Annotated in this window: 13 protein-coding genes; 5 read left to right on the forward strand and 8 right to left on the reverse strand. The window is 61.4% G+C overall.

Annotation, left to right across the window (positions count from 1 at the left end; genetic code table 11):
• Positions 1-6 precede the first annotated feature (6 nt).
• From JFU04_RS27760 to JFU04_RS27775, 4 genes are read left to right on the forward strand one after another with little or no spacing between them, the layout of a single operon-like run.
• Positions 7-441: a DUF4426 domain-containing protein gene (locus JFU04_RS27760; RefSeq protein ID WP_065902156.1), complete on the forward strand. Its 435-nt coding sequence runs from the start codon at positions 7-9 to the stop codon at positions 439-441.
• Complete coding sequence (rdgB, locus tag JFU04_RS27765; RefSeq protein WP_065902158.1) at positions 438-1,034, forward strand: RdgB/HAM1 family non-canonical purine NTP pyrophosphatase; 597 nt, start codon at positions 438-440, stop codon at positions 1,032-1,034. Before JFU04_RS27760 ends, rdgB begins: the two co-directional genes overlap by 4 nt.
• Positions 1,031-2,233: a radical SAM family heme chaperone HemW gene (hemW, locus tag JFU04_RS27770; protein ID WP_242485936.1), complete on the forward strand. Its 1,203-nt coding sequence runs from the start codon at positions 1,031-1,033 to the stop codon at positions 2,231-2,233. The genes rdgB and hemW overlap by 4 nt, the downstream gene beginning before the upstream one ends.
• An 18-nt stretch (positions 2,234-2,251) precedes the next feature.
• The gene (locus tag JFU04_RS27775) at positions 2,252-2,575 is read left to right on the forward strand and encodes a DUF3392 domain-containing protein (RefSeq protein ID WP_016972961.1); all 324 of its coding nucleotides are present in this window, start codon (positions 2,252-2,254) and stop codon (positions 2,573-2,575) included.
• Positions 2,576-2,713: 138 nt separating this feature from the next.
• On the opposite strand, the gene trmB is transcribed toward JFU04_RS27775, so the two are convergent.
• From trmB to JFU04_RS27795, 4 genes are all read right to left on the reverse strand, one after another.
• Positions 2,714-3,439, reverse strand: coding sequence for a tRNA (guanosine(46)-N7)-methyltransferase TrmB (trmB, locus tag JFU04_RS27780; RefSeq protein WP_065902164.1), 726 nt, complete (start codon positions 3,437-3,439; stop codon positions 2,714-2,716).
• A 9-nt stretch (positions 3,440-3,448) separates the two neighbouring features.
• Positions 3,449-4,243, reverse strand: a complete 795-nt coding sequence (locus JFU04_RS27785; RefSeq protein WP_015886353.1) for a thiazole synthase — start codon at positions 4,241-4,243, stop codon at positions 3,449-3,451.
• A gap of 63 nt (positions 4,244-4,306) precedes the next feature.
• Complete coding sequence (gene thiS / locus JFU04_RS27790) at positions 4,307-4,507, reverse strand: sulfur carrier protein ThiS (RefSeq protein ID WP_032865944.1); 201 nt, start codon at positions 4,505-4,507, stop codon at positions 4,307-4,309.
• Positions 4,508-4,578: 71 nt separating this feature from the next.
• Positions 4,579-4,959: a DUF423 domain-containing protein gene (locus JFU04_RS27795; RefSeq protein WP_065902165.1), complete on the reverse strand. Its 381-nt coding sequence runs from the start codon at positions 4,957-4,959 to the stop codon at positions 4,579-4,581.
• A gap of 74 nt (positions 4,960-5,033) precedes the next feature.
• Between JFU04_RS27795 and mtgA the strand changes: the two genes are divergently transcribed.
• The gene (mtgA, locus tag JFU04_RS27800) at positions 5,034-5,756 is read left to right on the forward strand and encodes a monofunctional biosynthetic peptidoglycan transglycosylase (RefSeq protein WP_120450346.1); all 723 of its coding nucleotides are present in this window, start codon (positions 5,034-5,036) and stop codon (positions 5,754-5,756) included.
• Positions 5,757-5,853: 97 nt separating this feature from the next.
• Here the strand turns inward: mtgA and rpoH are convergent, their stop codons facing one another.
• The 4 genes from rpoH to ftsY all read right to left on the reverse strand — a co-directional run bounded on the left by rpoH (position 5,854) and on the right by ftsY (position 9,931).
• Positions 5,854-6,708: an RNA polymerase sigma factor RpoH gene (rpoH, locus tag JFU04_RS27805; RefSeq protein ID WP_003176698.1), complete on the reverse strand. Its 855-nt coding sequence runs from the start codon at positions 6,706-6,708 to the stop codon at positions 5,854-5,856.
• Between the two features lie 129 nt (positions 6,709-6,837).
• Positions 6,838-7,860 (reverse strand): permease-like cell division protein FtsX, encoded by a 1,023-nt coding sequence (gene ftsX, locus JFU04_RS27810; protein ID WP_106802384.1) that lies wholly within the window; start codon positions 7,858-7,860, stop codon positions 6,838-6,840.
• Complete coding sequence (gene ftsE, locus JFU04_RS27815; protein ID WP_003213784.1) at positions 7,857-8,528, reverse strand: cell division ATP-binding protein FtsE; 672 nt, start codon at positions 8,526-8,528, stop codon at positions 7,857-7,859. Before ftsE ends, ftsX begins: the two co-directional genes overlap by 4 nt.
• Entirely contained in the window at positions 8,525-9,931 is a 1,407-nt protein-coding gene (gene ftsY / locus JFU04_RS27820; RefSeq protein ID WP_201146064.1) for a signal recognition particle-docking protein FtsY, read from the reverse strand. The genes ftsE and ftsY overlap by 4 nt, the downstream gene beginning before the upstream one ends.
• Positions 9,932-10,072 lie beyond the last annotated feature (141 nt).

The raw sequence follows: 10,072 nt of genomic DNA on the forward strand, positions 1-10,072 counted from the left end.
ACGATCATGAGTCGCCTGGCTATTTTTCTACTGACCACACTGCTTGGGGCCAATGCCATGGCTGCCGACGCTATCGACCCCAATCGCACGAAAGAATTTGGCGATATCACCGTGCGTTACAACACGTTTACCTCGAGTTTCCTGCAACCGGAAACCGCCCAGGAGGTAGGCGTTGTACGCAGCAAGAACAAGGGGTTGATCAACGTTTCGGTATTCAAGGGCGTAACGCCCGTGGTGGCGCAGGTGACTGGCACCATCAAGGACTTGAGTGGCAAGAGCGAAGTGCTGACGTTCAAGCAGATCACCGAAAAAGGCGCGACCAATTACCTCGCGCCTTATTCCGTACCGCAGCAAGAGGTCAAGATTTTTACCATCAACGTTGAAACCGGTGGCAAGGCTCATAGCTTCCAATTCAACCAAGAACTGTTTCCGGCGCAATGATGAACCTCACCCAACTCGTATTGGCCAGCCATAACGCCGGCAAACTCAAAGAACTCCAGGCCATGCTCGGTGAGTCCGTGCAACTGCGCTCGATTGGCGAATTCAGCCAGGTCGAGCCGGAAGAGACCGGCCTGTCGTTCGTCGAAAACGCCATCCTCAAGGCTCGCAACGCTGCACGCATCTCCGGCCTGCCGGCGCTGGCGGATGATTCGGGCCTGGCGGTGGACTTCCTCGGCGGCGCCCCTGGCATCTATTCGGCACGCTATGCCGACGGCAAAGGCGATGCGGCCAACAACGCCAAGCTGCTGGACGCCCTCAAGGACGTGCCGGACGCGCTGCGCGGCGCACAGTTCGTCTGCGTGCTGGCCTTGGTTCGGCATGCCGATGACCCGCTGCCGATCCTCTGCGAAGGCTTGTGGCACGGGCGCATCCTGCACGCGGCCAGCGGCGAGCACGGGTTTGGCTATGACCCCCTGTTCTGGGTGCCGGAGCGTAATGTTTCCAGCGCCGAACTGAGCCCCGCCGACAAGAACCAGATCAGCCACCGCGCCCGCGCAATGGATTTGCTGCGCCAACGCCTGGGTCTGAAATGACCCAGAACACCTCTGCGCAGCCACTGATCCACGGTGGCGCGCAAACACCACGGGCGGCCCTGCCCCACCTGCCGCCCCTGGCGCTGTATATCCACATCCCGTGGTGCGTACGCAAATGCCCGTATTGCGACTTCAACTCCCATACCGCCAGCGCAGTGCTGCCGGAAGAAGAGTATGTCGACGCGTTGCTGGCCGACCTTGATCAAGACCTGCATGCCGTTTATGGCAGGGAACTGAGTTCGATCTTCTTCGGCGGCGGTACGCCGAGCCTGTTCAGCGCCGCCGCGCTGGGCCGCCTGCTCAAGGGCGTGGAAGCACGCATCCCGTTTGCCAGCGATATCGAGATCACCCTGGAAGCCAACCCCGGCACCTTCGAACAAGAGAAGTTCGTGGCCTACCGCAAGCTGGGGATCAACCGGCTGTCGATCGGCATCCAGAGCTTCCAGCAGGAAAAGCTCGAGGCGCTCGGGCGCATCCACAATGGCGATGAAGCCGTGCGCGCTGCCGGCATGGCGCGCCAGGCCGGGTTTGATAACTTCAACCTAGACCTGATGCACGGGCTGCCCGATCAATCCCTGGACGACGCCTTGAGCGACTTGCGCCATGCCATCGCACTGAAGCCGACGCACTTGTCCTGGTACCAGTTGACCCTGGAACCCAACACCGTGTTCTGGAACCAGCCGCCCGCGCTGCCGGAAGACGACACGCTGTGGGACATCCAGGAAGCTGGCCAGGCGCTGCTGGCCGAACACGGTTACGCGCAATATGAGGTCTCGGCCTATGCCCAGCCAGGTCGCCCGGCGCGGCACAACCTCAACTACTGGAGCTTCGGCGACTTTATCGGTATCGGTGCCGGCGCCCACGGCAAGCTCAGCCACCCGGACGGACGCATTGTGCGCACCTGGAAGACCCGTGCGCCGAAGGACTACCTCAACCCGGCCAAAAGCTTCCAGGCCGGAGCGAAAGAACTGACCAATGAGGAGCTGCCGTTCGAGTTCCTGATGAACGCCCTGCGCCTGACTGAAGGTGTCGACGCCAAGCTCTACGCCGAACGCACCGGCCTTGCGCTGGCGAGCCTGGACGCCGCGCGCCGCGAGGCAGAACAAAGTGGCTTAATGCAGGTCGAACCGTCACGCCTGGCGGCCACTGACCGCGGGCAACTCTTTCTCAATGACCTGTTGCAGAAGTTTTTGAGCTGATCGCTCTAAGGAAATCGAATGGATCTGGTACTCGACCTGCTCGCCACCGTATCCCGCTGGAGCCGTAGCAACCTGTCGGAAATCTCCCTGGCCCTGGTCGGCTGTTTGCTGGTGTTGTTTGGCGCCGATATCAAAGGCTGGGTCGAAGCGCGCCTGGGCAGCATCGCCGGAGCGTTGCGCGTGCCGTTGATGGCCCTGGTGTGCATGATCGGCAGCGGCGCCGCGCTGATCTACGCCACGCCGTGGATCGTGCGGGGGCTGAGCCAGTTCAATAACTACAGCCTCGCACCGGTGCTGGTGGTGGTGCTGGTATTGATTGGCGTAGTTGCGGACCGCCGCTGATTTAGAGCGCACCGCAAAACAACTGTGGGAGCTGGCTTGGCTGCGACGCAGACACCTCGGTGTATCAGTGATACCCAGGTGATGCTATCGCAGGCAAACCAGCTCCCACAGTTGATTGCACTTCAGGTTTCCAGCTGATTAAGCCAGCTTCTCGAACTTCAAATCCCAAACACCATGCCCAAGCCGCTCGCCGCGGCGCTCGAACTTGGTGATCGGCCGCTCGGCCGGGCGTGGCACGCATTTGCCGTCTTCGGCCAGGTTGCGGTAGCCAGGGGCGACGTTCATCACTTCCAGCATGTATTCAGCATACGGCTCCCAGTCGGTGGCCATGTGCAGGATACCGCCGACTTTCAGCTTGCTGCGCACCAGTTCCGCGAAGGATGCCTGGACGATGCGGCGCTTGTGGTGACGGGCCTTGTGCCATGGATCGGGGAAGAACAGCATCAGGCGATCCAGGCTGTTGTCGGCGATGCAGCGGTTGAGCACTTCGATCGCGTCGCAGTCATACACCCGCAGGTTGGTCAGGCCTTGGGTCAGCACGCCATTGAGCAGCGCGCCGACACCCGGACGGTGTACTTCCACGCCGATGAAATCCTGCTCCGGCGAGGCGGCAGCCATTTCCAGCAGCGAGTGCCCCATGCCGAAACCGATTTCCAGGGAGCGCGGGGCCGAACGGCCGAAGACGTGGTCGTAGTCCACCGGCGCATCGGCCAGCGGCAGGACGAACAGTGGCGTGCCCTGCTCCAGGCCCTTTTGCTGGCCTTCGGTCATGCGCCCGGCACGCATCACAAAGCTCTTGATGCGGCGGTGCTTGGACTCGTCACCTTCGTCCACGGTGTTCGGCGTTTCGTTTGATTCAGTCATCAATGGCTCTTACTTGATCAGACCATCCAGCGGCGAAGAGGCGCTGGCGTAGAGTTTTTTCGGCATGCGACCGGCGAGATAGGCCAGGCGGCCCGCGACGATGGCGTGGTTCATGGCTTCAGCCATCATGATCGGCTGCTGGGCGTGAGCGATGGCCGAGTTCATCAGCACCGCGTCGCAGCCCAGCTCCATGGCGATGGTGGCGTCGGAGGCAGTGCCCACGCCCGCATCCACCAGCACGGGGATCTTGGCTTCTTCGAGGATGATCTGCAGGTTGTAGGGGTTGCAGATGCCCAAGCCGGAACCGATCAGGCCGGCCAGCGGCATCACGGCGATACAGCCGATTTCTGCCAGTTGGCGCGCGATGATCGGGTCATCGCTGGTGTAGACCATCACGTCGAAGCCTTCCTTGACCAGCGTTTCGGCGGCCTTGAGGGTTTCGATCACATTGGGAAACAGGGTTTTCTGGTCGGCCAGCACTTCCAGCTTCACCAGGTTGTGGCCATCGAGCAGCTCACGGGCCAGGCGGCAGGTGCGCACAGCCTCGATGGCGTCGTAGCAACCGGCGGTGTTGGGCAAGAAGGTGTAGCGATCCGGCGACAGCACTTCGAGCAGGTTTGGCTCGCCTTCAATCTGGCCGAGGTTGGTGCGGCGCACGGCGAAGGTGACGATCTCGGCACCCGAGGCTTCGATGGCCAGGCGGGTTTCTTCCATGTCGCGGTACTTGCCGGTGCCGACCAGCAGGCGGGACTGGTAGGTACGACCGGCCAGGACGAAGGGCTTGTCGCTACGAACGATGCTCATGGGAAATCCTCTGTGTGGGTGAGGTTCTGCAGAATACGCGGTGGCGCACAGGCGCCGGACGGGCTAGCCGCCGCCGATGGCGTGGACCACTTCAACCTGGTCACCTTCGGTGAGCGCGGTCTCGGCGTGCTGGCTACGCGGGACGATATCCAGGTTGAGCTCCACTGCGACGCGACGCCCGGTCAGGTCCAGACGGGTCAGCAGGGCCGCAACGGTTTCACCGTCGGGCAGTTCAAAGGATTCGCCGTTCAACTGAATGCGCATGCCACGGGCCGCCATCGTTTTTAGGGGCCAGCATTCTAGCCCGATTGGGACCCAAAGGTCAGCTCCAAGCGTCAAGCGGTCAGCTGCAAGCGCCAGGCAGCGAGACCAAGGAAAAACCAGCCGAGCAGAAACGCCAACCCGCCGAACGGGGTAATGATCCCCAGTTTGCTGATGCCGGTCAGGGTCAGCACATACAGGCTGCCGGAGAACAACAGGATGCCGACGGCAAAGGAGATGCCCGCCCAGCCGACCAACCGGCCAGGAATATGTGCGGCCAGCAGCGCCACGCCAAACAGTGCCAGGGTGTGTACCAGCTGATAGGTCACGCCGGTATGGAAGATCGCCAGGTAGTCGGCGCTCAGGCGGTTTTTCAGGCCATGGGCGGCGAAGGCGCCGAGGGCAACACCGGTGAAGCCGAAAAAGGCAGCCAACATCAGAAAACCACGCAGCATGAGGAACTCCAGTCAGACTCAAAGGGCCGGGTCTGTATAATGGCCCGCTCAACGGGTTCGGCCAAGCCATCTCTATGCTGCGTCTCCTCTTCAATCGTTTTCTCAAAGTCGTGAAATGGTTCGCCATCGGCAGTGTCTTGCTGGTGCTGCTGTTTCGTGTCGTCCCGCCCCCCTTCACCGCGTTGATGGTGGAGCGCAAGGTCGAATCCTGGTTCGACGGTGAGCCGATTGACCTGCAACGCACTTGGGTGCCGTGGGACCAGATCTCCGATGACCTGAAAGTGGCGGTGATGGCCGGTGAAGACCAGCGTTTCCCGCAACACTGGGGCTTTGATTTCGGCGCGATCCAGGCAGCGATCCTGCACAACGAGCGCGGTGGTTCGATCCGTGGCGCCAGTACGCTGAGCCAGCAGGTCTCGAAAAACCTGTTCCTGTGGGCCGGCCGCAGTTATCTGCGCAAGGGCCTGGAGGCCTGGTTTACCGGGTTGATCGAGGTGCTTTGGCCCAAACAGCGGATTCTTGAGGTGTACCTCAATAGCGTGGAATGGGATGAAGGCGTGTTTGGCGCCGAGGCTGCCGCGCGGCATCACTTTGGGGTGAGTGCCAAGGCACTCTCCCGTCAGCAGGCCAGCTACCTGGCGGCGGTGCTGCCCAACCCTCGGGTGTGGAGTGCCAGCCATCCGACCGCCTATGTGGCACGGCGAGCCGCGTGGATTCGCCAGCAGATGAGCCAGTTGGGTGGGGACGGTTACTTGGTGGAGTTGAATAACTCCCGCAAGGCGCCGTGGTCCGACTGAGACCCTACCAGGGATTGCGTGAGGCTCTGGGTTTTGCGCACAAACAAAAATGCCCCAATCTTTCGATCGGGGCATTTTTTTAGCTTTTCGCAGCGTTTTAAGCGGCGATCGACAACTTCAGCTTGTTCATCGCGCTTTTCTCAAGCTGACGAATCCGCTCGGCCGACACGTTGTACTTCTGCGCCAGGTCGTGCAGCGTGGCTTTTTCTTCCGCCAGCCAGCGCTGGTAGAGGATGTCACGGCTGCGGTCGTCCAGCACTTCCAGCGCTTCGTGCAGGTTGTGGTTGGAGTTGTCGCTCCAGTCGGCGTCTTCCAGTTGACGGGCCGGGTCGTACCGGTGGTCTTCCAGGTAATTGGCCGGCGATTGGAAAGCACTGTCGTCGTCCGCTTCGGCGGCCGGGTCGAACGCCATGTCATGGCCAGTCAGGCGGCTTTCCATCTCGCGCACTTCACGCGGCTCCACGCCGAGGCTTTCGGCCACGCGGTGGACTTCCTCGTTGTTCAGCCACGCCAGGCGTTTCTTCTGGCTGCGCAGGTTGAAGAACAGCTTGCGCTGGGCCTTGGTGGTCGCGACTTTCACGATGCGCCAGTTGCGCAGGATGAACTCGTGAATTTCCGCCTTGATCCAGTGCACAGCAAACGACACCAGGCGCACACCCATCTCAGGGTTGAAGCGCTTCACAGCCTTCATCAGGCCGACGTTGCCTTCCTGGATCAGGTCAGCCTGGGCCAGGCCGTAGCCGCTATAGCTACGGGCGATATGTACGACAAAACGCAGGTGGGCGAGCACCATCTGCCGAGCCGCCCCCAAATCCTGCTCATAGTAGAGACTCTCGGCCAGTTCACGCTCCTGCTCCGGTGTCAGCAATGGAATGCTGTTCACCGTGTGCACATAGGCCTCCAGGTTCGCACCCGGGACCAAAGCATAAGCAGGTTGCAAAGAAGTGGTCATACGAAAAAACCTCCGACTCACATAACTCGTGCAGTTCAGCACTGCGAAAATTGACCGGGAACCGTAGGACAAGTTCCCTAAACCACTGATACGGTCAATACAAACGAAACCACATTACCTTGACATTAACTACTTCGGCGCCAACTCACGTAAATGCCGTGCGACCGCAATCCAAGCACCGATATACCCCAACAGGACCGCGCCAAGCAAGAGCGACAGACCATCGGCCACTGGCACGCCGGCGAGGGCAAAATCACTGCCGTACAAGCCGGCAAGCCCGACTACCGCGTCGTTCAGCCAGTTCAAGCCAAACGCCAGCACGCCCCAGGACAAAATCCCGGCACCGAAGCCATAAAGCGCGCCCATGTACAGAAAAGGCCGACGCACATAGCTGTCCGTGCCGCCGACCAGTTTAATCACTTCTATCTCGGTGCGACGGTTTTCAATATGAAGACGAATGGTATTACCTATCACCAAAAGTAATGCAGACACCAACAACACCGTCAGGCCGAACACAAACCGGTCACCCAGCTTGAGAATTGCTGCCAGCCGCTCGACCCAGACTAGATCAAGTTGCGCCTGTTGTACCTTGGGCAGCTCTGCGAGTTTTTGTCGCAGGGCTTCCAGCGCCGGCTTGTCGACTTCATTCGGCGTCACCAGCACCACGCCCGGCAGTGGGTTCTGCGGCAGCTCCTTCAGCGCCTCGCCCAGGCCGGATTGCTGCTGGAACTCCTCAAGGGCCTGGTCGCGGCTGATGTACTCGGCATCGGCCACACCCGGCAGGTTCTTGATGTCATCGCGCAGGGTCTCGCCGTCTTTGGCGCTCGCATCCAGGTTCAGGTACAGCGAAATCTGCGCCGCACGCTGCCAGGAGCCGCCCAGGCGCTCGACATTATTGAGCAGCAGCGACAGGCCCATCGGCAGGCTCAGGGCCACGGCCATCACCAGGCAGGTGAAAAAGCTGCCGATCGGTTGTTTGCCCAGGCGACGCAGACTGTCCAGCAGGCTGGCGCGGTGGCTTTCGATCCAGGCGCGCAGCAAGGTGCTGAAGTCAGGACCGTCGTCTTCGTCGTGTTTTTTCTTTTTCGGCTGCGGATCGGCCGGTTTCGGTGCCACGCGTTCGGACACCTTGGGGCTGCGTGTAGCACTCATACGCCGGCCTCCCCGTCACCGATCAGGCGGCCACGCTGCAGGGTCAGCATGCGATGGCGCATGCGCGCGATCAGGGCCAGGTCGTGACTGGCGATCAGCACGCTGGTGCCCAGGCGGTTGATGTCTTCGAACACCCCCATGATCTCGGCCGCCAGGCGCGGGTCGAGGTTACCGGTCGGTTCGTCCGCCAGCAGCAAGGCCGGACGGTGGACGATAGCGCGGGCAATGCCGACGCGCTGTTGCTGGCCGGTGGACAGGTCGCCGGGGTAGAGGTCGGTCTTGTCCGACAGCGCTACGCGCTCCAGGGCCGAATCCACGCGCTTGACGATCTCGGCCTTGGACAGCCCGAGGATCTGCAGCGGCAAGGCAATGTTGTTGAACACCGTGCGATCGAACAGCAACTGGTGGTTCTGGAACACTACGCCGATCTGGCGGCGCAGGAACGGAATCTGTGCATTGCTGATGGTGGCCAGGTCCTGGCCGGCCAGCAGCAGTTTGCCGGTGGTCGGGCGTTCCATGGCCAGCAGCAGGCGCAACAGGGTACTTTTGCCGGCGCCAGAGTGACCGGTGACAAACAAGAACTCGCCCCGCCGTACTCGAAAGCTCAGCTCATGCAAGCCGACATGCCCGTTGGCATAGCGTTTACCGACCTGTTCGAATCGAATCATGAACGCTCCCGCTCGGCAAACAGTGCCTGTACAAAGGGTTCGGCTTCAAAAGTGCGCAGGTCGTCGATACCTTCACCGACGCCGATATAACGAATCGGCAACCCGAACTGTTTGGCCAGGGCGAAGATCACACCGCCCTTGGCCGTGCCGTCGAGCTTAGTCAATGCCAGGCCGGTCAGTTGCACCGTCTGGTTGAATTGTTTGGCCTGGCTGATGGCGTTCTGGCCCGTACCGGCATCGAGCACCAGCAGCACTTCGTGCGGCGCGTCGGCGTCGAGCTTGCCGATCACGCGGCGGACTTTCTTCAGCTCTTCCATCAAATTGTCTTTGGTGTGCAGGCGACCGGCGGTATCCGCGATCAGCACATCGATGTTACGGGCCTTGGCGGCTTGCACGGCGTCGAAGATCACCGAGGCGGAATCGGCGCCGGTGTGCTGGGCGATGACCGGGATCTTGTTGCGCTCACCCCACACCTGCAACTGCTCCACGGCAGCGGCACGGAAGGTGTCGCCGGCAGCGAGCATGACTTTCTTGCCTTCCGACTGCAGCTTCTTCGCCAGCTTGCCAATGGTGGTGGTCTTGCCGGCGCCGTTGACACCGACCACCAGGATCACGAACGGCTTGTTCGGCGTGATCACCAGCGGCGCTTCCACCGGCTTGAGCATCGCTGCCAGCTCGGCCTGCAGGGATTTGTAGAGGGCATCGGCGTCGGTCAGCTGCTTGCGCGCGACCTTCTGGGTCAGGCTCTGGATGATCACCGCGGTGGCTTCGACGCCCACGTCGGCGGTCAGCAGGCGGGTTTCGATGTCTTCCAGCAGCTCGTCATCAATGACCTTCTTGCCCAGGAACAGGCTGGCCATGCCTTCGCCGATGCTGGCGCTGGTTTTGCTCAGGCCTTGCTTGAGGCGGGCGAAGAAACCGGTCTTGCTGGTTTCGACAGGCGCGGCAGGCTCTTCGATGACGGCAGGGGCGGCAGACACTGGCTCGACCACCACCGGTGCCGGTGCTGGCGCTTCTACGACAACCGGCTGCGGCTCAATGACCACCGGAATCGGCGGCGCCACATGTTCGGCCTGTACATCTTCAACCAGTGCCACGGGCTCTTCGGCCACCGGCAATTGCGGCCATGGCTTGTGCTCGGGTTCTGGTTGCGGCTCTGGCTCTGGCTCTGGCTCAACCTCGGCCAGCGGCTGCAGCACCGGCTCGGCCATCGGCAATACCACCGGCGCCGGCGCTTCGGCAACCGGTTCGGCTTCTACTATAGGGTCCGGGATCGGTTCGGCTGGAACCTGCGGCTGTTCGGCGACGGGGGTTTCCTGCGGCTTTTTGCGCAGCCATCCGAACAGGCCTTTCTTCTCGCCAGCCGCAGCTGGGGTCTTCTTGTCGTCGTTGGAACCAAACATGGAGACGGCTATCTCAAGGTAGCGACGCGCCTGGGGGGCGTCGGTAAATAAAATTCGATGCGTAACAGACTGTTTTTTAGCCAGCTCGTTCATGCGCAACATTTCGTAAGGCCTAAAACGGCCTCAACACGACTGCCGCAG

The organism is Pseudomonas sp. TH21 (genome assembly GCF_016651025.1).
Lineage (GTDB): Bacteria > Pseudomonadota > Gammaproteobacteria > Pseudomonadales > Pseudomonadaceae > Aquipseudomonas > Aquipseudomonas aylmerensis.